General features: G+C 73.7%; 20 protein-coding genes. 8 read left to right on the top strand and 12 right to left on the bottom strand.

All coding sequences use genetic code 11. The annotated features are described in order from the left end of the window. Positions 1-110 precede the first annotated feature (110 nt). The 4 genes from ACIG5E_RS05065 to bldG form a co-directional block, all read right to left on the bottom strand. Positions 111-884, bottom strand: a complete 774-nt coding sequence (locus tag ACIG5E_RS05065) for a small secreted protein (RefSeq protein ID WP_396531532.1) — start codon at positions 882-884, stop codon at positions 111-113. 177 nt (positions 885-1,061) lie between these two features. Further along, the gene (locus tag ACIG5E_RS05060) at positions 1,062-1,430 is read right to left on the bottom strand and encodes a cyclophilin-like fold protein (protein WP_396531530.1); all 369 of its coding nucleotides are present in this window, start codon (positions 1,428-1,430) and stop codon (positions 1,062-1,064) included. A gap of 245 nt (positions 1,431-1,675) precedes the next feature. Continuing rightward, positions 1,676-2,095: an ATP-binding protein gene (locus ACIG5E_RS05055; RefSeq protein WP_396531529.1), complete on the bottom strand. Its 420-nt coding sequence runs from the start codon at positions 2,093-2,095 to the stop codon at positions 1,676-1,678. A 159-nt stretch (positions 2,096-2,254) separates the two neighbouring features. Then, a complete protein-coding gene (bldG, locus tag ACIG5E_RS05050) occupies positions 2,255-2,596 on the bottom strand; it encodes an anti-sigma factor antagonist BldG (protein WP_188305076.1) in 342 nt (113 codons plus the stop codon). Positions 2,597-2,820: 224 nt separating this feature from the next. On the opposite strand from bldG, the gene ACIG5E_RS05045 reads away from it, so the two are divergent. Then, a complete protein-coding gene (locus ACIG5E_RS05045; RefSeq protein ID WP_396531528.1) occupies positions 2,821-5,184 on the top strand; it encodes a DEAD/DEAH box helicase in 2,364 nt (787 codons plus the stop codon). Here ACIG5E_RS05045 and ACIG5E_RS05040 read toward each other — a convergent pair. From ACIG5E_RS05040 to ssd, 7 genes are all read right to left on the bottom strand, one after another. After that, the gene (locus tag ACIG5E_RS05040) at positions 5,179-5,751 is read right to left on the bottom strand and encodes an Rv3654c family TadE-like protein (protein WP_396531527.1); all 573 of its coding nucleotides are present in this window, start codon (positions 5,749-5,751) and stop codon (positions 5,179-5,181) included. The genes ACIG5E_RS05045 and ACIG5E_RS05040 overlap by 6 nt on opposite strands. Beyond that, on the bottom strand, positions 5,739-6,146 hold the full coding sequence (locus tag ACIG5E_RS05035) for a TadE family type IV pilus minor pilin (protein ID WP_396531526.1): 408 nt from the start codon (positions 6,144-6,146) through the stop codon (positions 5,739-5,741). Before ACIG5E_RS05035 ends, ACIG5E_RS05040 begins: the two co-directional genes overlap by 13 nt. 73 nt (positions 6,147-6,219) lie before the next feature. Then, positions 6,220-6,492: a DUF4244 domain-containing protein gene (locus tag ACIG5E_RS05030; protein WP_396531525.1), complete on the bottom strand. Its 273-nt coding sequence runs from the start codon at positions 6,490-6,492 to the stop codon at positions 6,220-6,222. Between the two features lie 78 nt (positions 6,493-6,570). Continuing rightward, on the bottom strand, positions 6,571-7,170 hold the full coding sequence (locus tag ACIG5E_RS05025) for a type II secretion system F family protein (protein ID WP_396531524.1): 600 nt from the start codon (positions 7,168-7,170) through the stop codon (positions 6,571-6,573). Between the two features lie 182 nt (positions 7,171-7,352). Further along, a complete protein-coding gene (locus ACIG5E_RS05020; RefSeq protein ID WP_396531523.1) occupies positions 7,353-8,348 on the bottom strand; it encodes a type II secretion system F family protein in 996 nt (331 codons plus the stop codon). Between the two features lie 165 nt (positions 8,349-8,513). Further along, positions 8,514-9,767, bottom strand: coding sequence for a TadA family conjugal transfer-associated ATPase (locus ACIG5E_RS05015; protein ID WP_396531522.1), 1,254 nt, complete (start codon positions 9,765-9,767; stop codon positions 8,514-8,516). Positions 9,768-9,850: 83 nt separating this feature from the next. Beyond that, positions 9,851-10,972 carry a septum site-determining protein Ssd gene (gene ssd, locus ACIG5E_RS05010; protein ID WP_396531521.1) on the bottom strand — a complete coding sequence of 374 codons (1,122 nt, stop codon included), beginning with the start codon at positions 10,970-10,972 and terminating at the stop codon, positions 9,851-9,853. Between the two features lie 821 nt (positions 10,973-11,793). Between ssd and ACIG5E_RS05005 the strand changes: the two genes are divergently transcribed. Continuing rightward, entirely contained in the window at positions 11,794-12,591 is a 798-nt protein-coding gene (locus ACIG5E_RS05005; RefSeq protein ID WP_396531893.1) for an HAD family hydrolase, read from the top strand. A gap of 416 nt (positions 12,592-13,007) precedes the next feature. Here ACIG5E_RS05005 and ACIG5E_RS05000 read toward each other — a convergent pair whose 3' ends face one another. Next, on the bottom strand, positions 13,008-13,898 hold the full coding sequence (locus ACIG5E_RS05000; RefSeq protein WP_396531519.1) for an oxidoreductase: 891 nt from the start codon (positions 13,896-13,898) through the stop codon (positions 13,008-13,010). 215 nt (positions 13,899-14,113) lie between these two features. On the opposite strand from ACIG5E_RS05000, the gene ACIG5E_RS04995 reads away from it, so the two are divergent. The 6 genes from ACIG5E_RS04995 (at position 14,114) to ACIG5E_RS04970 (ending at position 24,108) form a co-directional block, all read left to right on the top strand. Then, positions 14,114-15,130 (top strand): ATP-binding protein, encoded by a 1,017-nt coding sequence (locus ACIG5E_RS04995; RefSeq protein ID WP_396531518.1) that lies wholly within the window; start codon positions 14,114-14,116, stop codon positions 15,128-15,130. A gap of 438 nt (positions 15,131-15,568) precedes the next feature. Beyond that, positions 15,569-18,004 (top strand): SulP family inorganic anion transporter, encoded by a 2,436-nt coding sequence (locus ACIG5E_RS04990; RefSeq protein ID WP_396531517.1) that lies wholly within the window; start codon positions 15,569-15,571, stop codon positions 18,002-18,004. A 241-nt stretch (positions 18,005-18,245) separates the two neighbouring features. Beyond that, on the top strand, positions 18,246-20,201 hold the full coding sequence (gene acs / locus ACIG5E_RS04985; protein ID WP_396531516.1) for an acetate--CoA ligase: 1,956 nt from the start codon (positions 18,246-18,248) through the stop codon (positions 20,199-20,201). A gap of 717 nt (positions 20,202-20,918) precedes the next feature. Then, the gene (gene nhaA / locus ACIG5E_RS04980) at positions 20,919-22,313 is read left to right on the top strand and encodes a Na+/H+ antiporter NhaA (RefSeq protein ID WP_396531515.1); all 1,395 of its coding nucleotides are present in this window, start codon (positions 20,919-20,921) and stop codon (positions 22,311-22,313) included. Positions 22,314-22,536: 223 nt separating this feature from the next. Next, positions 22,537-23,013, top strand: a complete 477-nt coding sequence (locus tag ACIG5E_RS04975; RefSeq protein WP_396531514.1) for a phage holin family protein — start codon at positions 22,537-22,539, stop codon at positions 23,011-23,013. Positions 23,014-23,091: 78 nt separating this feature from the next. Continuing rightward, on the top strand, positions 23,092-24,108 hold the full coding sequence (locus ACIG5E_RS04970) for an alpha/beta fold hydrolase (RefSeq protein WP_396531513.1): 1,017 nt from the start codon (positions 23,092-23,094) through the stop codon (positions 24,106-24,108). The last annotated feature ends 466 nt before the right edge of the window (positions 24,109-24,574 follow it).

Here is a 24,574-nt window from a genome sequence, read left to right as displayed (position 1 = left end):
GGCCCCGACCCTGTGCTGCTTCCCGGACTCTTCCCGCCTTGTCCCCCGTCTTCTCCCCGCCCTCGCTTCGCCTTCTCTCCGCCTTCTCTCCGCCTTCTCTCCGCCCTCGATCAGCTCGCGCTGGGTGCCGGAGTGGCCGGGGTCGTGGCCGGGGCCGCCGGGGTGGTGGTGGCGCCCGCCGCGGGGGTGGCCGCCGGACTCTCGGTGTCCGTCGCGCCAGGCGTGGGGGTGCCGCTTGGGGCGCCTGCCGAGGCGGAAGCGCCAGCGCTCGGGGTCGCGCTCGCGCCCCCGGTGGCCGGGGAACTGCCTGCGCTGCCGCTCGCACCAGCGCTCGGGGTCACCTGGGTGGGCTTGCAGCCCTCCTGCTTGGCCATCGCCGCGCCGAGGTCACCGCGCTGCAGCTTGGCCTGCGCCTGGGTGGACAGCGAGGACAGCTGCTGCAGCTGGTCGGCGACGCTGTGCAGCGCGTCCGCGAACTTCGCCTGGTCGTTGTTGGGCAGCGCGTCCAGCTTCTTCTGGACGTCCAGGTAGCCGTCGGACGCCTTCTTCAGCTCGTCGACGGTGTCCTTCTGCAGCGTCGCGCCGTTGTCCACCTTGGGCGCACCGGCCGCGTCGATGGCGGCCGCGATGTCCTGGTTGGTCTTGGCGAGTCGCCCGATGTCCGTCGAGAGCCGCTTCTGCAGGTCGGCCGGGGACTCGCCGGTCTTCACCTGGCCGGTGTCGGCGAGGGCGGTCTGCGCCTGGGCGATCGGGTCCTTGGCCGCGCCGCAGACGTTCGACGCCCAGGACTCCAGCTGCTTGCTGTTGTCGTCGCCGCCGCAGCCGACGGCTCCGAACGCGAGCAGCACGCCGAGGGCGGGTACGGCCAGCAGTCGCTTGTTCACCGGGAGAAGCCTTTCGGTTTCGGTCGTCTTCGGTCGTCGAACCTACACGGCCGTCACCGGGCACCCGGTTCCCGGCTGCCCAGCTCCCGCCACTGGGCACCCGGTGCTCGACTCCCGGACAGCCCCCGCCCCGAACTCCCGCTCCGGCCAAGGCTCAGACCACGCCTCCGCCGCCGCTCAGGCCCGCTCGACCCTGATCGGATCGCCCGGCCGGACGGTGCGCAGCACCCGGGCGTCCCCGTCCAGTGCACCAATGACGTTGCAGGGGCTGGCCAGTCGGCACTCGCCGCCGTGCGAGATCGGGGTCGGGCCGTACGGCAGCGCGAGGCTGTCGCCGTCGGTCCAGAACGCGACCGTGCCCGGCTCGACCACCTGCCGGGCACCGTCCTCGCGCGGCACGCTGACAGGCGTGCCGAAGTAGACCTCCTCGCCCCAGGTGCTGGCCGTCGAACTGATCGGCAGCTCGGCCCAGAGCGCGTCGGCGGTGGGGGTGGCCGCCAGCGTGGCGGTGGCCTGCCCGGCCGGCCACAGGATGCGTATCCGCATGTGCTTCCTCTTCCGCGACAGGTCCGATCGAGGATCGGACCCGGTCGTGCCGGAAGCAGCGAACCGCCGGGCTCAACAATTTGTCAACGACTGCCCGAGGAGCGGAATCCCGGGTATGCCCAAGAAACGGTCCACGGACCGCGCCGAAGTCACGCCGGACCGCACCAGGGCCCGTCGGGCCCGCTCTCGGATCCCCTAAGGCCCGTAGGGCCGCTCTCGGATCCCTTAAGGCCCGTTCGGCGACGTCAGACCGCGACGGAGGCGACCGAGACCGGCCAGCTCATCCGGATCACGCCGCCATCGGCGCCGCTGGTGACCTCCAGGTCCTCGACCAGACCGGTGATCACGGCGAGGCCCAGGGTGTCTTCGTCCGGGTCGCCGCCCTCGGCAGCCCCGGGGGCCGGGACCGCGGCGGGACCCGCCTCGTCCTCGACCTCGATGAGGAAACGCTTCTCCTGGTCGGTCAGCGCGACCCGCACCGTGCCGCCGATGCCACCGCGCTGGTGCAGACCGACCGCACGCGAGCACGCCTCACCGACCGCGAGCCGCACCTCGTCGAGCACCGACTCGTCGACCCCGGCCCGTCTGGCGACGGCCGCGGCGACCAGCCTGGCCGTCCGCACGTGCTCGGGAAGCGCGCTGAATCGAAGTTCGACGGTTGCCATCTCTCCCCTTCGGGGTGCTCCGACCGGAGCCGACGATGCGGCCCCGTGGGCCGGCACTCGACCGGCCCTGAGGCGTCCGGGGAGCACGGGGCCTCGCGGGCCCCTGCGCCCCGGACACATGGAACGGGCGGGCCGGCCGCGTGGACCGGCCCGGACGCGTCAGTCGGTCGCGGCGACCGCGTCGTCCACCGAGGTGTGGATCGGGAAGACCTTGGTCAGACCGGTGATCCGGAAGATCTTGAGAATGCGCTCCTGGTTGCACACCAGGCGCAGCGAGCCCTCGTGGGCACGGACCCGCTTCAGGCCACCGACCAGCACGCCCAGGCCGGTCGAGTCGAGGAAGTCGACGCCCTCCATGTCGACGACGAGGTGGTACTTGCCGTCGTTGACGAGCTCGACCAGCTGCTCCCGCAGCTTCGGGGCGGTGTACACATCGATCTCGCCGCCTACCTCGACGACCGTACGATCGCCGACTGCACGGGTCGACAGGGACAGGTCCACGGAACCTCCAGCACCTTGCCTTGCTACGTCATGTGCGATCCTCGGCCGGACGGCCGCCACCGCATGGTCGCGAACCCGGGGCGCGCCAAACCAAACGCGTGGCAAGCCTCAGCGCTGCGACCCACGACCGTACGGCCGTCACGGCCACATTCAACCACCTGCGACCATGCCCGCACGATGGCTTACGACGATTCTCCGTCACGCCGGTGACACACTGGGTCCTCATGCCGCCCCGACACAGCCTGCCCGAGGCACTGCTCACGACCCTGTCCACCAGTCGGGGGCGGGCCGATAGGCTCACCCATACGGAGCACCTTCCCGCCCGACCTGCCCGTTATTCGCCGTGGCCCGACTCGATCCGACCGGAGATCGTCGCCTCGGCCCTGGACGTCGGAGTGGAACAGCCCTGGGCGCACCAGGCGGAAGCGATGAACCTGGCCAAAAGCGGCCAGACTGTGGTCATCGCCACAGGCACCGCCTCGGGCAAGTCGCTGGGCTATCTGGCTCCGGTGCTCAGCGATCTGCTGGAGGGCACCGAGGCCCGCAACGGCCGCGGCGCCACCGCGCTCTACCTGGCCCCGACCAAGGCGCTGGCCGCCGACCAGCGCCGCCGCGCCGCCGAACTCGCCCCGCCGAGGGTCCGAGCCGCCCTGTACGACGGCGACACCCCGCCCGAGGAGCGCGAGTGGGTCCGCCAGTACGCCTCCTACGTGCTCACCAACCCGGACATGCTGCACCGGGGCATCCTGCCCGCGCACGCCCGCTGGTCCTCCTTCCTCAAGGTGCTGCGCTACGTGGTCGTCGACGAGTGCCACAGCTACCGGGGCGTGTTCGGCTCGCACGTCGCCCAGGTACTGCGGCGGCTGCGCCGCATCTGCGCCCGTTACGGTTCGTCACCCACCTTCCTGCTCGCCTCCGCCACCACCGCCGACCCGGCCGTGACCGCCCGGCGGCTGACCGGCCTGCCCGCCGTGGCCGTCACCGAGGACGCCTCGCCGCGCGGACCGATGGTCTTCGGCCTCTGGGAGCCGCCGCTGACCGAGAACGTCGGCGAGCACGGCGCACCGGTGCGCCGCACCGCCACCGCCGAGGCCGCACACCTGCTGACCGACCTGGTCGAACGGCAGACCCGGACGGTCGTGTTCGTCCGCTCCCGCCGCGCCGCCGAACTCGTGGCCCTGCAGACCCAGGACCAGCTCGGCCGGCCGCTCGCCGACCGGGTGGCCGCCTACCGCGGCGGCTACCTCGCCGACGAACGCCGGGCCCTGGAGCGCGATCTGCACTCCGGCCGACTGCTCGGACTCGCCTCCACCTCCGCTCTCGAACTCGGCGTCGACATCTCCGGACTCGACGCCGTCCTGATGGCCGGCTACCCCGGCACCCGGGCCTCGCTCTGGCAGCAGGCGGGCCGGGCGGGCCGCGAGGCCCAGGGCGCGCTGGCCGTCCTGATCGCCCGGGACGACCCGCTGGACACCTACCTGGTGCACCACCCGGAGGCGCTGTTCGCGACGCCCGTCGAGGCCACCGTGCTCGACCCCGACAACCCTCACGTGCTCGCCCCGCACCTGTGCGCGGCCGCGGCCGAACTACCGCTCACCGACGCCGACCTGGAGCTGTTCGGCCCCTCCACCGCACCGCTGCTGCCGGTGCTGGAGCGGCGCGGCCTGCTGCGCCGGCGCACCGACGGCTCCTGGTACTGGACCCGCCGGGAGCGCGCCGCCGACGCCGTCGACCTGCGCGGCAGCGGTGGCAGCCCAGTGCAGATCGTCGAGGCCGACACCGGCCGGCTGCTCGGCACGGTGGACGCCGCGGCCGCCCACACCACCGTCCACACCGGGGCCGTCCACCTCCACCAGGGCCGCACCTACCTGGTCCGGGAGCTCGACCTGGAGGACTCGGTCGCCCTGGTCGAACCGGCCGACCCGCCGTACACGACAGCCGCCCGTGACATCACCTCCATCTCCGTCCTCGACACCGACACCACCGTCCCGTGGGGCGAGGGCCGACTCAGCTTCGGCTCGGTGGAGGTGGTCAACCAGGTGGTCGGCTACCTCCGCAAGCGGATCTCCACCGGGGAGATCATGGGCGAGAGCAAGCTCGACCTCCCGCCCCGCACACTGCGCACCCGCGCGGTCTGGTGGTCCGTCACCGAGGACCAACTGCTCGACGCGGACCTCCCGCTCGACCGGCTGCCCGGCGCCGCCCACGCCGCCGAGCACGCCTCGATCGGCCTGCTGCCGCTGTTCGCCACCTGCGACCGGTGGGACATCGGCGGCGTCTCCCTCCCGCTGCACCCCGACACCGGGCTGCCCACGGTGTTCGTCTACGACGGCCACCCGGGCGGGGCCGGCTTCGCGGAACGCGGCTTCCAGCGGGCCGTCCCGTGGCTGACCGCCACCCGCGCCGCGATCGCCTCCTGCGAGTGCGAGCGCGGCTGCCCCTCCTGCGTCCAGTCACCCAAGTGCGGCAACGGGAACGACCCACTGGACAAGGCTGCAGCCGTCCGGCTGCTGGACGTCCTGCTGGCCGGGGCGCCGGAGGCCGGCTCCGCAGCGGGCCCGGACGGTGGAGCACCGGCCGCCTCATGACACCGCCGCCGCACCGCTCGTGCTGCTCGTGCTGCTCGTGCTGCTCGTGCTGCTCGGAACGACACCGGCATCGACGCCGGCACTGGCACCGGCACCGGCACCGTCCTCGGCCGCGGTGACCGGAGTCCGAACCGGTCCGGCCCGAGCCCTCGCCCGCGCCGGACCGACCGACAGCCGCAGCGGGAGCCCGCCGACCGGCACCTCGGCCACCACCTCGACGGCGTCCGCCGCCCGGTCCACCGTGCAGGACGCCAGAGCGGCACCCTGCGTCGCGGCGATCCCGGCGGCCCGACCGCAGCCGCCGTCCGGGTCCAGCAGCAGCCGGTCCGCTGCCGCGAGGGCCGCCAGGTCCGCGGCCGACTCGGCCCGGTGCCGGGCGGCCACCACCGCACCGACCGCGATCGTCGCGGCGAAGACCACCGTGCCCAGCATCGCCAGGGTGAGCAGCCAGACCGTCGCCGAGCCCGCGTCCGCCCCGTACCCGTGCCGGCCCGCCGCAGCGGCCCGAGCGGCGCGGACCCGCGCCAGCCACTCCGCCGCCCGCCAGGAGCCGGTCAGGCGGGCCATGGGCCTCCACCTCCCTCCGTGGTGCTGCCCAGGACGTCCTCCCGAGCGGCCACGGCCATCGCACCGACCTGCACCGCCAGCAGACCGCCCAGCCTGCCCGGCGCCGCGCACGGGGCCTCCACGTCGACCCGCACCGTGTCCGCCGCGACCGACAACCGCACCCGCGCTCCCGGCGGGGCCGCCGCGCGGGCGAGCTCTACGGCGTCCGCCTCCCCGCGCGCGGCCGCCCTGGCTCCGATCCGGGCCGCGTCCACGCAGGTGATCTGCGCGGCCGCCGCGAGCACGCCCCAGATCAGCATCGCCGCGAGCAGGACGAGCGCCGGCAGCACCACCGCCGTCTCCGCCGTAACGAAGCCCCCGTCCCCACGCCGCACCGGCCGCACCGGCAGCACCACTCGGCCACACCCTGCCGCCGAACTCCCGCCGGCCGCCCGGAGGGCGGGCACGGCGGGGGTTCCCGGCCTACCCCTACGTCGCATGGAGTGCCCGTTCCAGCATCTCGGTCAGCGCCCCGGTGATGGCCGTGCTGGTCACCACCTTGTAGAGCCCGGCGGCGAGGGCACACGCGCCCAGAGTTCCCACTGCGTATTCGGCGGTGGTCATTCCGGCGTCCGACCGGCCCCGGCGCCGGACCACCTTGCGCACCCGGCCCTCGGGCCCACGACTCCTCCGTCGCCACACCCCGAGCAACTGCCGGAGCGGCTGCCCGGTCCCAGCCTTGATCATCAGCACTGCAGCCATCGTTCTCTCCTGTCTGGATCTTCTTCCGGTTTGTTCCGGTCTTTTCCGTGGCTCCGGCGGTCCGGAGCCGATGCCAACTCACATGGCCTGGGCGAAGCGGCTGGTGAGGCCGATCACCACCGGCACCACCCCGATCAGGACGAAGGCCGGGAGGAAGCACAGTCCGAGCGGCGCGGTGGCGAGCACCGCGGCCCGGCGGACCCGGGCGTGGGCCGCCCGGGCGGCGGCCGTCCGCTGCGCCTGGGCCAGTCCGATCAGCGGGCCGGCCGCGGGAGCCCCGCCGAGGCTCGTCCGCACCAGGCAGTGCGCCAGTGGCGCCAGCGACGGATGCTGTTCGCCGAGCCTGGTCCAGCACAGCTCCGGCGGTGCCCCCAGGGCCAGTTCGGCCCCGATCGCCGCCAGCCTCGGCCCCAGCGGTGCGCCCACGCTCCGGCCCACCGCCGACACCGCCGCCGAGGGCAGCGCCGCCGCCCCGAGACAGGCCGCCAACAGTTCCGCACTCAGCGGGAGTTGCCTGGTCAGCAACTCTTCCTCCAGCGCCGCCCGGCGATCCGTCGGCGACCGGGCCCGAGCCGACCACCGATGGACGCCCACCGCCGCCAGCACCCCGGCCACCGCCCCGGCGCCACCGCCGACCAGCACCGCCACCGCCACCCCGGCACCAACCGCCGAGACCACTCGCCGCCGGGGTCCAACGCCCCGCCACCCCGGCCCCGTTCGCCGTCGCGCCGCCTCCCGTTCCCGCGCCCAGGCCAACGCCCGCCGCCCGGCCCTGCGCCGCGCCGACCCCACCGCCATGACCGCCGCGATCACCGCCGCCGCGACCAGGGGCCCGGCCGCCACCCATCCGACGCCCCGCATCACGCCGCCCCCGCTCCGGCGCCGAGCGCCCGCGTCCACAGGAGCCCTCTCCGCCCACCACTGCCCTTACCCGGCCCCTCGGCGCCCCGCGGAGGCTCCAGCGCTCCTCGGGCCGCCGCCCGGACGATGCGGGCCGTCCAGAGCACCCCCAGCCCCTCCAGGACCGCCCCCGCCCCGAGGCAGCCCAGTCCGGCCGGTGTGTGCAGTAGGACTTCCAGCGGACGGGCCCCGAGCCCGCCGCCCAGGACCAGGCCCGCGCCCGGCAGGGCGGCCAGGACCGCGATCGTCGTACGCGGCCCGGCCAGCTCCCCGGCAATCTCCTCCGCCAGCGCCCGTTCGCTGCGCAGCGCCTCCGCGACCCGGTCCAGCGCGGCGGCCAACCCCGACCCGCCGTCGGAGGTGACCCGCCAGCAGGCCGCGATCGCCGCCGCCCCGCTGCCACCAGGCAGTTCGGCTAGCAGCTGGAGCGCGGCGGGGACGTCCCCGCCGTAACGGCCCGCCGCCAAACGGGCCACCGGCTCGGCTCCGAGCCGGCGCAGCCCGTCCGGATCCGCGGCGAGCCGCGCGGTGACCAGGTGCAGCGCCTGCTCCGGCGTCGCACCGCTGCGCAACTCCCCCGCCAGCGCGGCACAGAGCTCCACCACCGCCGCGGCCCGCTGCCCGGCCTCCACGGCCAGGCGCCGTCTCAGCCGCCACCGCCGCAGCGGCAGGACGGCCAGCACGGCCGCGAGCACCGGCACCGGCGAGGCGGTGACCCGCCCGAAGACCAACCCCGCGGGCAGGAGCAGCAGTTCGGGTGCCAGCAACCCCGGAAGCCGAGCCCGTCCCCGTCGCACCGCCTGCGGACCCGGCCCGCACACCGGAGGCCCACTGCCCGCCAGCACCAGCCTGGAGCGCCGCCCACCCGGCAACTGCTCCTGGACGGCGCGCCACCCGGCGACGGCCAGCAGGCAGAGCACCGTCACCCAGCAGAACGCGATCTGACTTTGCGTCATGTCATTCATCTCCACGTCATCGCCCCTTCCGGCCCCATGAGCCGAGCAGCACCAGAGCGCCCGTCGCGCACGCAGCGAGCAGCAGCACGAACCCGATCTCCACCAACCGCAGCTCTCGTGCCGCCCGGACTGCCGAGGCCATCGACACCGCCACCGCCGCCGCACTCATGGCGCCCCCGCCCCGAGCACCACCCCGCGCGCCGCCAGCAGTCTGACCAGCCGCTCCCAGCCCGCCCCGGGCACCAAACCGCCCGCCGCGGGGAACTCCACCGCCGGGATGGTCACGGCCAGCCCGTCGCGGTCCCCGGTCAGCGTGTGGATCTCCGCCACCCGGCGGCGTCCCGAGCCCGGATCCCGGACCAGGTGCACCACCACGTCGAGCGCGGCGCGCAGTTGGCTGTGCAGCGCCGGCCGGTCGAGCCCGGCGAGCGAGCCCAGCGCCTCCAGCCGGACCGGCACGTCCGCCGCCGTGTTCGCGTGGACGGTGCCGCAGCCGCCCTCGTGCCCGGTGTTGAGCGCGGCCAGCAGGTCCGACACCTCGGCCCCGCGGACCTCGCCGATCACCAGCCGGTCCGGCCGCATCCGCAGCGCCTGCCGGACGAGGTCGCGCAGGGTGAACTCGCCCAGCCCCTCCTGGTTCGGCGGCCGGCTCTGCAGCCGGACCACATGGGGGTGGGCCGGTCGCAGCTCGGCGGAGTCCTCGGCGACCACGATCCGTTCGTCCGGCCCGACCAGGCCGAGCAACGCCGCGAGCAGGGTCGTCTTGCCCGAGCCCGTCCCGCCGGAGACCAGCAGCGACAGCCGCGCCCGCACGATGCCGGCCAGCAGCTCGGCGCCCTCCGGCGGCAGCGCTCCGCCCGCCGTCAACTCGTCGAGCGTGAACGGCCGGGGCCGGCACACCCGCAGCGAGATGTGCGTGCAGCCGGCCGCGATCGGCGGCAGCACCGCGTGCAGCCTGGTGCCGTCCGGCAGCCGGGCGTCCACCCAGGGTCTGGCGTCGTCCAGGCGCCGCCCGGCCGCGGTGGCCAGCCGGTGGGCGAGCCGCCGCACCGCCTCGGCGTCGGCGAACCGGATTCCGGTGGCTCGGTGCAGGCCGCCGCCACGGTCGACCCACACCTCCTCCGGACCGTTCACCAGCACGTCCGTGACGTCCGGCGCCGCCAGCAGCCGCTCCAGCGGGCCCGCACCCACCAGTTCGGCGCGCAGCGAGCGCACGGTGTCCAGCACCTCGTCCCCGCCGAGCGGCGGCCGGGTGGCCCGCAGCACGGCCGCGACCGAGCCCGCCGTCGGCGCGGCCCCGGACTCGGCCAGCCGCAGCCGCACCGCGTCCACCAGCTCCGCCGTCCGCTCCTCGCGGGCCGTCCGGCCGTACGGGCAGGGCCCGTGGTCGGCCGACGGCGGACCGCCGGGCGGCGGCACGCTCCTGAGCGGCCGGTGCTCCCGCCCACCGTCGCCCGGGCCCGGGGCACCGCCCCGAAGAACTGTTCTGCGCAGACGGCCCATCAGTACACACCTCCTCCGACCGCCGACACCGGCGGCAGCACTTCGTTCAGGAAGGTCGCGCAGAAGCGCGCGAGCGGGCCGCCGTCCCGCATGCCGGGCGGGACGCCCTTCTCGACGTCCTCGGCCAGGCCCGGCTCCGGTTCCAACTCCCCGGCCAGCTCCAGCCGTAGCCCGCGGGCGATCCGGTGCGCCGGGAGCCCGCCGGGCCGCATCGGCCGGACCACGGCCCGGACGTCCCCGAGCCGCATCCGGGCCGCCGCCGCGACCCGGTCGGCGGCCGCCACCGCGCGCAGCTCGGCCGGGACCACCAGCAGCGCCAGGTCGGACTGCTGCAGCGCCTGCCCGGCGGCCGCGTCGAGATGGCGCGGCACGTCGACCACCACCAGCCCACCGCGCCGCCGGGCGGCGGCCAGCACGCTGCGCATGGCCTCCGGCGGCACCGTCAGGGTGTCGCCGCGATCCCAGGAGAGGCAGGACAGCGCGGAGAGCCGTTTGAGGGCCGGCAGTGCCCGGGCCAGCTCGGCCCCGCTGACCCGCCCGCGCGCACCGGCCAGGTCGGGCCAGCGCAGCCCGCGGGCGGTCTCGCCGCCGAGCAGGACGTCCAGGCCGCCGCCCAGCGGATCACCGTCGAGGAGTATCGTCCGCCGCCCCGTCCGCGCGGCCGTGACCGCGAGGGCGCAGGCCAACGTCGAGGCTCCGGCCCCGCCCCGGCCGCCGAGCACGGCGACGGTGACCGCCGGCGAGCCGACGCCCTCGGCCGCGTCCGCGATCCGGTCCAGCAGCCAGGCCTCGGCGTCGGGCAGGAACAGCACGTGCTCGGCGCCGAGTTGGACGGCTCTGACCCACACCCCGGGGTCGTCGAGGTCCAGCCCGAGCAGCAGCACCCCGGTGCGCCTGCCCAGCCCGGCGCAGCGCTCCGCCTGGTCGTCCCCGACCAGGACCAGCGGAGCGGCCTCCCACAGCTCGCGCGGCGGCGCGCCCCTGATCAACCTGGGCTCGGTGCCCGCCGCCGCACAGAGCCGCAGCAGGTGCTCGGCCAGGCCCTCGTCCTCGGTGACGACCAGCGGCCCGGCGGCCGCGGGGCCCTCGGCGGTGACGTGGTCGGCGATCGGCGTCGACATGGTGTTCTCCCCTCTGCGCCGCAGACCACCGGGGGTGGCCACGGCGCGCGTCGGACGGTTCCGACGGACGGCCGCCAGGCAGACCTCTTGGAAGGGGGATGAGGCCCTGCCCGGCGACCGCCGCCGACCATCACGGTGGGGGGAGATCCGGATTCCGTCATCCACGTTCCGATTGCCTGTGGATAACTCGGGGGCTGTGGATGAAAACGTTCACCCGGGCGGGGGGCTATTCGGCGAAGAATTGACGAAAGGGGGTCACGGAGATGAACCGGCCATCCGTCGGCCCTCGCCCGACCGTCTTCCCGACACCCCCGCACCGGCTCGCCCGCACCCCGTCGGAGCGGCCCGCGGCGCAGATCGGAACCAGCCGTGCCCGCCGCGCCCGCCATGAGCAAACGGCGACGCAGAGTGACGAAAGGTGGTGGACGGACGGAGCTGCCGACACCCCCTGCACACCGTCGACGAGGTCTTCGCGGAAGCCGCGGCAACCTTCAAGCCCTGAAAATGGCCCCGGACGTGCGACGACCCCCGCCGGGGGGGAGAGCGGGGGTCGTCTATCCACAGCCCGACTCGGGGGGGAGGAGCCGGACCGGGTTAGCACGGTCGCGAACGATCCGTGACTTCCATGGTGTACCCGAGCGGCCAGAAACACAAACCCGCGCGCCCGCGAGTACGCCGAATGGCGGGGTGTTTTGTGGCTCCCTCTATCCTCGGTTCCCGTGGACACCACCGAGAACGCCGACGACCACGCCGACGAGTCCCAGGGCGACCCCACCGGGCCCGATGAGCCGACCGCAGCCGCCCGCCCCCGGCCGAACGGACTGCGCACGGCCGCCTTCTTCGACCTCGACAAGACCATCATCGCCAAGTCGAGCGCGCTGGCCTTCAGCCGCCCGTTCTACCAGGGCGGCCTGATCAACCGTCGGGCCGTACTGCGCAGCGCGTACGCCCAGTTCGTCTTCCTGGTCGGCGGCGCGGACCACGACCAGATGGAGAAGATGCGCGAGTACCTCTCCGCGCTCACCCGGGGCTGGAACGTCCAGCAGGTCCGCGAGATCGTCGCCGAGACGCTGCACAACCTGATCGACCCGATCATCTACGACGAGGCCGCCTCGCTGATCGAGCAGCACCACGCGGCCGGCCGGGACGTGGTGATCGTCAGCAGCTCCGGCTCCGAGGTGGTCGAGCCGATCGGCGCCCTGCTCGGCGCGGACCACGTGATCGCCACCCGGCTCAAGGTCGAGGACGGCTGCTACACCGGCGAGATCGAGTACTACGCCTACGCCGAGAACAAGGCCGCCGCCATCCGGGAGTTGGCCGGGGCGGAGGGCTACGACCTGACCGAGTCCTACGCCTACAGCGATTCCTCGACCGACCTGCCGCTACTGGAGGCGGTCGGCCACCCCTCGGCCGTCAACCCCGACCGCGCGCTGCGCAAGGAGGCGCAGGCCCGGGAGTGGCCGGTGCTGGTCTTCGACCGGCCGGTGCAACTGCGACGGCGGCTGCCCGAGTTCTCCGCGCCGAGCGGCTCGGTGCTGACCGCCGTGGCGCTCGGGACGGCCGTGGTGACCGCCGGGGTCATCTGGTACCTGGCCCGCCGACGCCGCCCCACCACCTGAGACTCCCGACAGAAGTCGTGATCTAGCACGAAGACCGCCAAAACGGGCAATCGACACAGACTTCTCATTTCGGGTTCCCCTTTCGGCCGAAACGCGATACAAATGAAGCACGGCCCGCGAGACCCGGTCAGGACCGAAGAGGTCAAACCGACAACGCAGTTCAGGCCCCACGGACCGCAGTACAGATATCCGAGCACCCACATGCAGCCGACCCGCTGTCGGGCCGCCGGACCAGACGAACGGGCAGGATCCCCGTCTGATCGGCACTTCCGGTGCATGCTTGGTCACCCGGTATCTGCACCAGCGGCGGCACCCAGCAGGATCAGGTGCCGCCGCATCTCTGTGTCCGCGCTGCCGGCGATGCCCGCAGTCCCCACAGCGCCCGCCAGGCCCGAAGCGCCCTCGGGCCGGGCCGCTCAGACCATGCCGCGCTGCATCGCCTCGCAGACCGCCGTGCTCTCCCGCACGCCGAGCCGCAGCGCCCGCCCGCAGTGCGCGATCCAGGCCGCCATCCCTTCGGGCGTGCCCGCCAGGTAGCCCGCCAGGGCGCGGCGGTAGGTGTCGGTGCCCAGCTCGGCCAGGCCGACCTCGGCGGGGCAGATCGACTTCGGGTCGAGGCCCTCGGCGATCAGCACGATCCGCTGGGCGGCCCTCGCGATCAGCCCGTTGTGGGTGCCGAACGGCCGCAGGGCGAGCAGTTCGCCGTGCACCACCGCGGCGACCACCAGGGCCGGCGTGCCCACGCCGTGGCCCTCCGCGCGGGCCACCAGCAGCCGGGAGAGCTGGTCCAGCCGGGCCGCGACCTCCTCCGCGTCCGGGGCGGGCGGCAGCACCGGCAGCGGCCCGACCCCGGCGTCGACCTCGACGCTCTCCACCGGCTTGAGCTCCAGCGGGAACAGCTCCTCGGCTCGCTCCCCCGCCCGGCGCGGCCGACCGGCGGCCGGGTCCGCGTCGCCGACCGCGAGCAGGTGCAGCCGGGCCAGCACCTGCAGCGGCGAGTGCCGCCAGACACTGAGTAGCTGCCCCGCCTCGGCGGCGATCCGCAGGGCCGCGCCGACCGTGCGGGCCTCGGCGTCCAGGCTGAAGTCGGTGCGGCGCCGGACCTCCTCCAGCGGCCAGTCGGCCCCGGCGACGGCCGCCGACGCACGGGCGCCGCGCAGCGCGGACTCGGAGGTGACCTCGGCCGCGCGGCGGCGCATCACCCGGTGGCCGTAGAGCCGGTCGACGGCCTTGCGCACCTCGGCCACGGCGTCGGGCACCCCGGGGAGCTGGGCAAGCGGGGCGAGGGGATCTGTTCCAGTGCTCACCTACCCGAGAGTAATGAACAGGCCGCCCTGACCGGAACAGCAACCCCGCATCACCCGTTCGAGGCAATCCTCACTTCCCTCCCCCGACGGGACCCAAACCCCGGCTAGCATGACCACTATCGGAGACGATAACGATTTCCAGTTAGGGCGTCCCCACACACGCCCCTGAGCACGCGGCCCGCCCCCAGGGCCCAGAGCGAGAGCCGGAGCCCCAGATGAAGATCGCCTTCGTCGGCAAGGGCGGCAGCGGGAAGACCACGCTGTCCGCACTGTTCATCCGCCACCTGGCCGCCATCGGCCGACCGGTCATCGCCGTCGACGCCGACATCAACCAGCACCTGGGCCCCGCCCTCGGCCTGACGGACGCTCAATCGGCCGATCTGCCCTCGCTCGGCGGGCACCTGTCGGAGATCAAGGAGTACCTGCGCGGCGCCAACCCGCTGATCCGCTCGGCCGACGAGATGATCAAAACCACGCCGCCCGGCCGTGGTTCGCGCCTGCTGCGGATCGTCGAGGAGAACCCGGTCTACGCCGCCTGCGCCCGCCCGATCGCACTGGACGAGGGCTCGGTCCGGCTGCTGGCGACCGGCGCGTTCACCGAGGAGGACCTCGGGGTGGCCTGCTACCACTCCAAGGTCGGCGCGGTGGAGCTGCTGCTCAACCACCTGCTGGACGGCCCGGACGAGTACCTGGTCACCGACATGACAGCCGGTTCGGACTCCTTCGCATCCGGCCTGTTCACCCGGTTCGACCTCACCTTCCTGGTGGCCGAGCCGACCCGCAAAGGCGTCTCGGTCTACCGCCAGTACAAGGACTACGCGCGGGACTTCGGCGTCCAGCTGCGGGTGATCGGCAACAAGGTGCAGGGCCCGGACGACCTGGCGTTCCTGCGCCGCGAGGTCGGCGACGACCTGCTCGCGACCTTCGGACAGTCGGACTGGGTGCGCCGGCTGGAGCAGGGCGCCGAGCCGCCGCTGAAGTCGCTGGAGCCGGCGAACCGGGCCGTGCTGGAGGAGCTGCGGACCGAAGCCGAGGCGGCGTACGGGCTGCGCGACGCCCGCCGCTACACCGAGCAGGCCGTGCTCTTCCACCGGCGCAACGCGGAGAGTTGGGCCAACGCCAAGGTCGGCATCGACCTCGCGACCCAGGTGGACGAGGACTTCGTGCTCGGCGGGTTCCCGGGCGAGTTCGCGGCCGACGCGCCGGCCGCCCCGGCGGGAGCCACCGCCTGACCCACCGCGAACGGCGCCGCCACCGACCGGACGGGCCGCGGCCTCCCCTCCACCCCGGGGGAGGCCGCAGCCCGTCCGCCGTGTCGGCGCGAGCCGCCCACCTGCAGATTCCTGCCAGTTCGAACACCACCCAATGGGGTGAACCGGGGATTTTCCGCTTCCCTCCGGGAACGGCGCTGTGCAAAGCTTTCATTACCCTCGGTTTACCGAGTCTTGATGGCCCGTCCCGACGGCCCTCGGCGAGACATCCCGCACCCTCGCCCTGGCCCTTGGCGGGCCAGATGGTCGATGCCGGCCGGTGACACCCGCACTCCCCGCCGCGCCCACGCCATCCCGCCACACCGTCGCGACCCACGACAGCCGATCCGCCCCGGAGCCCGACCCCGGACTCACCACCGGACCTGACTGCGTTCGTTCCCCCGGACAGACGGGAAGACCATGACCCTCGACATCTCCAGCGCCCCCATCGCCTCCGACACCACCGACCACGCGCCACCGGGCCCCGGCCCCCGGGCCCGCTGGGCCCACGACCTCTCCGCCTCCCTGGTGGTCTTCCTGATCGCGGTGCCGTTCTCCCTCGGCATCGCACTCGCCACCGGCGCCCCACTCACCGCCGGACTGGCCGCCGCGGCCGTGGGCGGCATCGTGGTCGGGCTGTCCGGCGGCACCCCGCTCATGGTCAGCGGCCCCTCCGCCGCGCTGACCGTGATCACCGCCGGACTGATCGCCCAGTACGGCTGGCGGGCCACCTGCGCCGTCACCGTCGCCGCCGGACTGCTCCAACTCCTGCTCGGCGCACGCCGGGTGGCCCGGACGGCACTCGCCGTCTCGCCCGCGATCGTGCACGGCATGCTGGCCGGGGTCGGACTCACCATCGCCATCGCGCAGCTGCACGTCGTCCTCGGCGGCTCCCCGCAGAGCTCGGCGATCGCCAACCTCCTCGCACTGCCGGAGCAGTTGGCCGGTCCGCACCCACCCGCACTGCTGGCCGGCACGGTGACCGTGACCGTGCTGCTGGGCTGGCCCCGGCTCGACCGGCTCCCCGGCCGCGTGGGCGAGTTCGGCGCCCGCCTGACCAAGGTGCCAGGCCCGCTGGCCGCCGTGGCCGTCGCCACCGCGCTCGCCCTCGCCCTGGACCTGCGGCTCGCCCACATCGAACTGCCCGCCTGGCAGCCGCACTCGCTCGTGCCCGCGCTGCCGCACGGTTCGCTCGCCGGGGTGCTCGCCGCCGTCCTCACCGTCACCGCCGTCGCGAGCGTGGAGTCGCTGCTGTCCGCCGTGGCCGTGGACCGGATGTCCCAGCGCACCGGTGACCTCGACCGCGAGCTGCGTGGACAGGGCCTCGCCAACCTGGTCAGCGGGCTGGTCGGCGGGCTGCCGATCGCCGGGGGCGCCGTGCGCAGCACCGCCAACGTCCGGGCCGGCGGGCAGACCAGGTGGGCCTCGGTACTGCACGGCGTCTGGGTGCTCGCCGCCGCACTGGCGCTGGCCGGTGGTCTGCGCCGGATCCCGCTGGCCGCCCTGGCCGCGCTGGTGCTGGTGGTCGGACTGCAGATGGTGAGCTTCGCGCACATCCGCAACGTGCACCGGCACCGCGAGTTCCCGGTCTACCTGACCACCATGCTCTCCGTGGTCGCCCTCGGCGTGCTGTGGGGCGTCGGCCTCGGCGCCGCCACCGCCGTACTGCTGGCGCTCTACCGGCTGACCCGCGCCCACGTGGACGTCGAGACCGGCTCCGACGGCACCATCACCGTCCAGACCCACGGGCCGCTCACCTTCACCGCCGTCCCCCGGCTGAGCCGGGCGCTGGCCGGGATCCCCGCGGCCGCCGAGGTCACCGTGATGCACGACGGCTCCTTCCTGGACCACGCCGCGTACGAGACGCTGCACGACTGGCGGACGGGGTACCAGGCCGCGGGCGGGCGGGTCTCGCTGGTGACGCGGCGCCAGGACGACGAGGTGCTCGACCCCGACGGCACGGTCCGCACGGGCAGTTCGCCGGGCCCGCACCGCTGCCGGGCCTGGACGCCCTGGGCCGGCCACCACTGCATCGAGCAGCAGGAGGACCCGCACGGCCGGCTGCTGGACGGCGTCCGGGTGTTCCAGCGGCACACCGCCCCGCTGATCAGGCCCGAGCTCGCCCGGCTGGCGCGGGAGGGGCAGACGCCCTCCCAGCTCTTCCTGACCTGCGCGGACTCCCGGATGGTGACCAGCATGATCACCAACAGCGGCCCGGGCGACCTGTTCACCGTCCGGAACGTGGGCAACCTGGTGCCGGCCCCGTTCGAGCCCGGCGCGGCCGACGACTCGGTGGCCGCCGCGGTGCAGTACGCGGTCGAGGCGCTGGAGGTGCGCTCGATCACGGTCTGCGGCCACTCCGGCTGCGGCGCGATGAAGGCCCTGCTGGACGGCGTGCACGAGCGCCCCGGGCCGCCCACCCCGCTGACCCGCTGGCTGCGCAACGGTCGCGGCTCGCTGGACAGACTGCGACGGGCCCCGGCCGAGTTCGCCGACCGGCCGGTGGTGGACCTCGTGGAGCAGCTCTGCATCACCAATGTGGTGCAGCAGTTGGACCAGCTGATGGCGAATCCGGCGGTGGAGCGCCGGGTCGAGGAGGGCAGCCTGCGGCTGGTCGGGATGTACTTCGACTTCGCCACCGCCCAGGCCTACGTCCTCGACCGCGCCGCCGGGACGTTCAGTCCGGTCGAGGCCCGAACCGAAACCCGGCCGGACGCCCGCACCGAGGCCCGCACCGAAACCCGGCCGGACGAGCGGCCGGACGAGCGGCCGGACGGGGAATCGGCCGAACGGGTGAGAAAGGACGGCCGGGTTCCGACCGGCGGCAGCGAGGAGGGCCCCCAGCTGGCCGCCTGAAAGCCGGGTCCGTGTCCCCGCCGGGCGGGCCGGGGCGCGGGCCCACCGGCCGCCGTGCGGTCTGCCGCCCCGCGCGGCGGACCGCACGGCGGCCGTTCGATGTTCGGTCAAAGGTCTACACCAATTCCAAGGAGCCTCTTGTCAACTGACCCGTTTGCCTGGTGAGCTTGTGCGCTGGGACACACGGGACGATCCCCACGCACGGGATCGCCCCAGATCATGACTCGATGAGGAGTGCGCGTTGAGCAACGAGAGCCTGGCCAACCTGCTCAAGGAGGAGCGGCGTTTCGCCCCGCCGACAGAGCTCGCCGCGGCCGCCAACGTCACCGCGGCCGCGTACGCTCAGGCCTCCGAGGATCGGCTGGGGTTCTGGGCCGAGCAGGCCCGCCGGCTCAACTGGGCCGTCGAGCCGACCGAGACGCTCGACTGGTCCAACCCGCCTTTCGCCAAGTGGTTCGCCGACGGCAAGCTCAACGTGGCGTACAACTGCGTCGACCGCCACGTCGAGAACGGCCTCGGTGACCGGGTCGCCATCCACTTCGAGGGCGAGCCCGGCGACAGCCGCTCGATCACCTACGCCCAGCTCAAGGACGAGGTCTCGCAGGCCGCCAACGCGCTGCTGGAGCTCGGCGTCCGCAAGGGCGACCGGGTGGCCGTCTACCTGCCGATGATCGCCGAGGCGGTCGTCGCGATGCTCGCCTGCGCCCGGATCGGCGCCACCCACTCGGTGGTCTTCGGCGGCTTCTCCGCCGACGCCGTCGCCTCCCGCATCCAGGACGCCCAGGCCAAGCTCGTCATCACCGCCGACGGCGGCTACCGCCGCGGCAAGCCCTCCGCCCTCAAGCCGGCCATCGACGAGGCACTCACCAAGGTCGACGGCATCGACCACGTCCTGGTGATCCGCCGCACCGAGCAGGAGATCCCCTGGACCGAGGGCCGCGACGTCTGGTGGCACGAGATCACCGCCCGCCAGTCCACCGAGCACACCCCCGAGGCGCACGAGGCCGAGCACCCGCTGTTCATCCTCTACACCTCGGGCACCACCGGTAAGCCCAAGGGCATCCTGCACACCTCGGGCGGCTACCTCACCCAGGCCAGCTACACCCACCACGCGGTCTTCGACCTCAAGCCGGAGACCGACGTCTACTGGTGCACCGCCGACATCGGCTGGGTCACCGGCCACTCGTACATCGTCTACGGCCCGCTCTCCAACGGCGCCACCCAGGTCATCTACGAGGGCACCCCGGACACCCCGCACCAGGGCCGGTTCTGGGAGATCGTCCAGAAGTACGGCGTGACGATCCTCTACACCGCGCCGACCGCGATCCGCACCTTCATGAAGTGGGGCGACGACATCCCCGCGAAGTTCGACCTGTCCTCGCTGCGGGTGCTGGGCAGTGTGGGCGAGCCGATCAACCCCGAGGCGTGGATCTGGTACCGCGAGCACATCGGCGGCGGCAAGTGCCCGATCGTGGACACCTGGTGGCAGACCGAGACCGGCGCCATCATGATCAGCCCGCTGCCGGGCGTCACCGAGACCAAGCCGGGCTCGGCCCAGCGCGCCCTGCCGGGCATCGCGGCCACCGTGGTGGACGACGAGGCCAACGAGGTCCCGAACGGCTCCGGCGGCTACCTGGTGCTCACCGAGCCGTGGCCGTCCATGCTCCGCACCATCTGGGGCGACGACCAGCGCTACATCGACACCTACTGGTCGCGCTTCCAGGGCCGCTACTTCGCCGGTGACGGTGCCAAGAAGGACGAGGACGGCGACATCTGGCTGCTCGGCCGGGTGGACGACGTCATGCTGGTCTCGGGTCACAACATCTCCACCACCGAGGTCGAGTCGGCCCTGGTCGGTCACCCGTCCGTGGCCGAGTCCGCCGTGGTCGGCGCCACCGACGTCACCACCGGCCAGGCCATCGTCGCCTTCGTGATCCTGCGCGGCGGCGCCACCGAGAGCCCCGAGCTGGTCGAGGAGCTGCGGGCGCACGTCGGCCGCACGCTCGGCCCGATCGCCAAGCCGAAGCAGATCAAGGTGGTCGGCGAGCTGCCGAAGACCCGCTCCGGCAAGATCATGCGCCGCCTGCTGCGCGACATCGCCGAGGGCCGCGAGGTCGGTGACACCACCACCCTCGCCGACAGCACGGTGATGAGCCAGATCCAGGCCCAGCTGCCGCCGAACGGCAACAACGGCTGAGTACGGCGCTGACGGCGGAGCGCGCAGCAGGCTCGGCGCGCTGAAGCAGTGCCGGGGCCCCGGGCGGTGTTCACCGCCCGGGGCCCCGTCATGCCCGCGAAGGCGGTCACACCCCCCTCGGCCGCCGTACCCGTTGCACCGGGCGCGGCGGCGGTCGTACCCGTTGCACCGGGCGTGCCCCGGCCAGCACTGCCAGCCCGACCTGGGCCCGCGGGCTGAACCCGACGAAGGCGCTGAAGGGCCCCCCGGCGTGCCGCGCCCCCGGACGGGGGTCCGCAGCAGGGCCCTGAGCAGATGCGCGGGGCCGAGGGTGCCGTACGGGCAGGTGAACCAGCGGGGGGTCATGGTCGGCAGCAGGCCGACCGGCAGCTGGGGCAGGCCCGAGGTGTGGGTGGCCAGGGGTCCTGACGGGAGATGCGCCGGCCCGGACCGGGCGGCGTCTGCGACCGACGAGGGGGAGGCGTCCACCCGACCGCACTCGGCCTGGGCCGTTCGGGTGCCGGTCCGCTGCTCCTCGGGAGTGCAGAACCGGCCTGCAGGGCTTAAGTCCTTTAATAGGACAATCCCGATGTCACCCGAAAGTCCCGTTAGACTGCTAAGGACGCATCAAGACCCTTGAGTAGGAGTCGCGGGCGTCACAGGGCGCGCCGGGAAGTCTGGTCGGCAACTGCACCACCCGTGCATCCGTTGCCGCTCCCAGCCCCCAGGAGGTCCCACGTGACCGACCAGCCGCCCGTCCACGAGCCGACGACCCGCCGCCGGCAGTTCCTCGGCCGGCTGTCACTGCCCGAGCGCACCTTCATCACCGACGCCCTGCGCACCGAGACCGTCGGCGGCATGCTGCTGCTGGCCGCCGCCGTGGTCGCACTGATCTGGGCCAACATCTGGCCGCACGCGTACGAGACCGTGCTCGACTACCGGATCGGCCCGTCCGCCCCGCTCCACCTCGACCTCACCCTGGCCACCTGGGCCAAGGACGGCCTGCTGACGATCTTCTTCTTCGTGGCCGGCATCGAGCTCAAGCGCGAGTTCGTCGCGGGCGAACTGCGCACCCCGAGCGCGGCCCTGCTGCCGGTGATCGCCGCCGTCTGCGGCGTCGCCATGCCCGCGATCCTGTTCGCCCTGGTGAACTCCGGCAGCGGCGGCCACCCCGGCGGCTGGGCCATCCCGACCGCCACCGACATCGCCTTCGCGCTCGGTGTGCTGGCCGTGGTCGGCAGCCATCTGCCCTCGGCGCTGCGCGCCTTCCTGCTCACCCTGGCCGTGGTCGACGACCTGATCGCGATCCTGATCATCGCGATCTTCTACAGCTCCGGGATCAGGTTCTGGGCGCTCGGCCTGGCCTTCGCCGGCCTGGTGCTGTTCTGGTTCCTGCACCGGCGCGGGGTGAAGGGCTGGTACCTGTTCGTGCCGCTGGCCGTCGTGGTCTGGGCGCTGATGCACGAGAGCGGCATCCACGCCACGGTGGCGGGCGTCGCGATGGGCCTGATGCTGCGCTGCCACCGGGAGGGCGACGAGAAGCACTCCCCCGGCGAGCACATCGAACACCTGGTCCGCCCGCTCTCGGCCGGGCTGGCCGTCCCGGTGTTCGCGCTGTTCGCGGCCGGGGTGACGATCTCCGCCCCGGCGCTGCGCGAGGTGTTCACCCAGGCCACCCCGCTCGGCATCGTGACCGGTCTGCTGGTCGGCAAGACGGTGGGCATATTCGGCGGCACCCGGCTGGCCGCCCGGTTCACCCGGGCCGAGCTGAATCCGCGGCTCAAGTGGGCCGACCTGTTCGCCGTATCGGTGCTCGCCGGGATCGGCTTCACCGTCTCGCTGCTGATCAGCGAGCTGGCCTTCCCGCACGACCTGGCGCTCGCCGACCGCTCCAAGACCGCCGTCCTGGTCGGCTCTCTGCTCTGCGCGACGGTCGCCACCGTGCTGCTCAAGCTGCGCAACCGGCACTACCGCGCACTGTGCGACGAGGACGACCGGGACGTGGACGGCGACGGCGTGCCGGACGTCTACCAGCAGGACGACCCGGCCTGGCAGGCTCGGGCCACCGACGCGGCGCCGACCGCCGAACCGGCCCGGAACCTGCCCGGCGACGGGTCCGAGACCGACGGCTGAGGCCCTCCGAGAAGGCCCCGCAGGCCCCTCCGAGAAGGCCCCGCGGGCCTTCCGAAGCCCGGACACGTCCCTCCGCCGGGGCCCCGGAGTGGTGTCCGACTGACCGGTAGGGGCATGATTCTGAGCTGTCGACAAACCACTGACGCCTCCGGACCCCCCACCGGCCCCGGAACCGCACACCGCGACGGCGTCACGCCGTAACAGCCGCAGAGGAGAACCGCTGATGCCCACAGGAGCCGCAGACCCGTCCAGCAACGGCCGGGCGCCCTACGAGGGCGAGCGTTCGGTGGGGCAGCTGTTCGCGGCGGCCACCGCCGACCTGTCCGCGCTGGTCCACGACGAGATCGCGCTCGCCAAGGCCGAGATCAAGTCGGACGTCAAGCGCGGCGCCGCCGGCAGCATCTTCTTCGTCGTGGCCGGCGTGATCGGCCTGGCCGGCATTCCGATGGCGAGCATCGCGATCGCCTTCTTCTTCCACTGGCTGGGCGCGCCGCTGGGCTGGTCGTTCGCGATCTCGTTCCTCCTCCACGTGCTCGTCGCGCTGCTGGTCGCGTTCGTGGCCGTGCGCATCTTCAAGAAGATGAGCAAGCCGGAGCGCACCATCGAGGGCGTCCAGAAGACCGCCGAGGTACTGAAGAACGCCCGACCGCGGCCGGCCACCCAGGAGGAGATCGACCGGGGTCTGGGCCGCATCCCGTAACCACGGGAGGGGTGCTCGGACCCGCCGACAGCGAGTGCCGGGCACGTGTCCGGCTCGCCGATATGACACGCTCTCGGTATGCCGCTTGACCAGACGCCCGTGACCGCGCAGCCGTCCGCCGACTCCGGCCCCGACTCCGGCCCCGGCTCCGGCCCCGAGCCGGCCGCCGAACGGCACAGCGGCGGCGCTGCCGAGGCCTGGAGCATCCGGCAGCCCGGCCCGTGGACGCACCGCGACCTCGCGGCCAACGGCGCCCGTTTCCACATCACCGAGCTGGGTTCCGGCCCGCTGGTGCTGCTGGTGCACGGCTGGCCCGAGTACTGGTGGGCGTGGCGCCACCAGCTGACCGCGCTGGCCGCGGCCGGCTACCGCGCGGTGGCGCTCGACCTGCGGGGCATCGGCGGCAGCGACCGCACCCCGCGCGGCTACGACCCGGGCAACCTCGCCCTGGACATCACCGGCGTGATCCGCTCGCTCGGCGAGCGCCGGGCGCACCTGGTCGGGCACGCCTCCGGCGGCACCCTGGCCTGGGTGGCGGCTGTGATGCGCCCGTCGGTGATCCAGAGCCTCACCGTGGTCTCCGCGGCGCACCCCCGGGACCTGCGCCGGGCGCTGCTGACGGACCGCAAGCAGGTGGCGGCCTTCGACCACGTGCTGGGCTTCCAGCGGCCGTGGATACCGGAACGCCGCCTGGTCGCCGACGACGCCGCGCTGGTCGGCCGCTACCTGGACGAGTGGACCGGGCCGGACAAGCTGGACGAGGCGGCCGTGCACGCGTACCGGCAGGCCATTCAGATCCCCAGCACCGCGCACTGCTCGATCGAGCCGTACCGCTGGCTGCTGCGCTCGATGGCGCGCCCGGACGGCATCCAGTTCGCCCGGCGGATGAAGAAGCCGATCACCGCACCGACCCTGCACGTCCAGGGCGCCTCGGACCCGGTGCTGCTGTCGCACACCGCGCTGGGCGGCGGCGAGTACGTGGCGGCGCCGTACCGCTGGCGGCTGATGCCGGGGGTGGGGCACTTCCCGCACGAGGAGGCGCCGGAGGAGTTCACCGCCGAGCTGCTGGACTGGGTCGGCCGCCACAAGGAGTGACGGCCGGAGGGCCCGGCGGAGGGCCTTCGGAAAAGGGCTGGACGGCCCAACTCCCTTGATGTTGCGCTCATATGACAAATGCATAGGCCAGTTTCGGCGAACCCGGGCGGTTACTCCCACCGGCCCAGGGGCATCCATTCCGGTATGACCTGGATGCCCGATCGCGACGACGCCCCGCGCGGCCGACGCCACAACAGTCCCCAGCGCTCCGCACACCGCCCGGACCGGGCGGAGGACCTCGGCTTCGACGGCCTCGACCGCCGTCAGCGCGGGGTGCAAAGGCAGATGGGCATCCGGCGCATCCTCGGCCGGCGCGCCCGGTGGGTGGGCGCACGGCTGCGGGGGGGGGGGCGGGGGGGGGCGCCCCCCCCGGGGGGGGGGCGCCCCCCCCGGGGGGGGGGCCCCAACCGGGTGCCAAAACCCCCCCGCCCGGCGGCCGCCCGCCCCCGAGCCGACAGGCGGGCCC

This window comes from Kitasatospora sp. NPDC053057 (assembly GCF_044546945.1).
Classification (GTDB): domain Bacteria; phylum Actinomycetota; class Actinomycetes; order Streptomycetales; family Streptomycetaceae; genus Kitasatospora.
Note: the sequence above shows the minus strand (reverse complement) of the source record. Positions and strands in the feature narration are given on the sequence as shown.

Excerpts from the sequence above, each read along its gene's own strand:
- ACIG5E_RS05040 (WP_396531527.1), bottom strand. The coding sequence starts at position 5,751 with ATGGCCCGCCTGACCGGCTCCTGGCGGGCGGCGGAGTGGCTGGCGCGG.
- ACIG5E_RS04995 (WP_396531518.1), top strand. The coding sequence starts at position 14,114 with ATGAAGATCGCCTTCGTCGGCAAGGGCGGCAGCGGGAAGACCACGCTG.
- ACIG5E_RS04970 (WP_396531513.1), top strand. The coding sequence starts at position 23,092 with ATGCCGCTTGACCAGACGCCCGTGACCGCGCAGCCGTCCGCCGACTCC.
- ACIG5E_RS05045 (WP_396531528.1), top strand. The coding sequence starts at position 2,821 with ATGCCGCCCCGACACAGCCTGCCCGAGGCACTGCTCACGACCCTGTCC.
- ACIG5E_RS04975 (WP_396531514.1), top strand. The coding sequence starts at position 22,537 with ATGCCCACAGGAGCCGCAGACCCGTCCAGCAACGGCCGGGCGCCCTAC.
- ssd (WP_396531521.1), bottom strand. The coding sequence starts at position 10,972 with ATGTCGACGCCGATCGCCGACCACGTCACCGCCGAGGGCCCCGCGGCC.
- ACIG5E_RS05030 (WP_396531525.1), bottom strand. The coding sequence starts at position 6,492 with ATGGCTGCAGTGCTGATGATCAAGGCTGGGACCGGGCAGCCGCTCCGG.
- ACIG5E_RS05055 (WP_396531529.1), bottom strand. The coding sequence starts at position 2,095 with ATGGCAACCGTCGAACTTCGATTCAGCGCGCTTCCCGAGCACGTGCGG.
- ACIG5E_RS05020 (WP_396531523.1), bottom strand. The coding sequence starts at position 8,348 with ATGACGCAAAGTCAGATCGCGTTCTGCTGGGTGACGGTGCTCTGCCTG.
- ACIG5E_RS04990 (WP_396531517.1), top strand. The coding sequence starts at position 15,569 with ATGACCCTCGACATCTCCAGCGCCCCCATCGCCTCCGACACCACCGAC.
- ACIG5E_RS05060 (WP_396531530.1), bottom strand. The coding sequence starts at position 1,430 with ATGCGGATACGCATCCTGTGGCCGGCCGGGCAGGCCACCGCCACGCTG.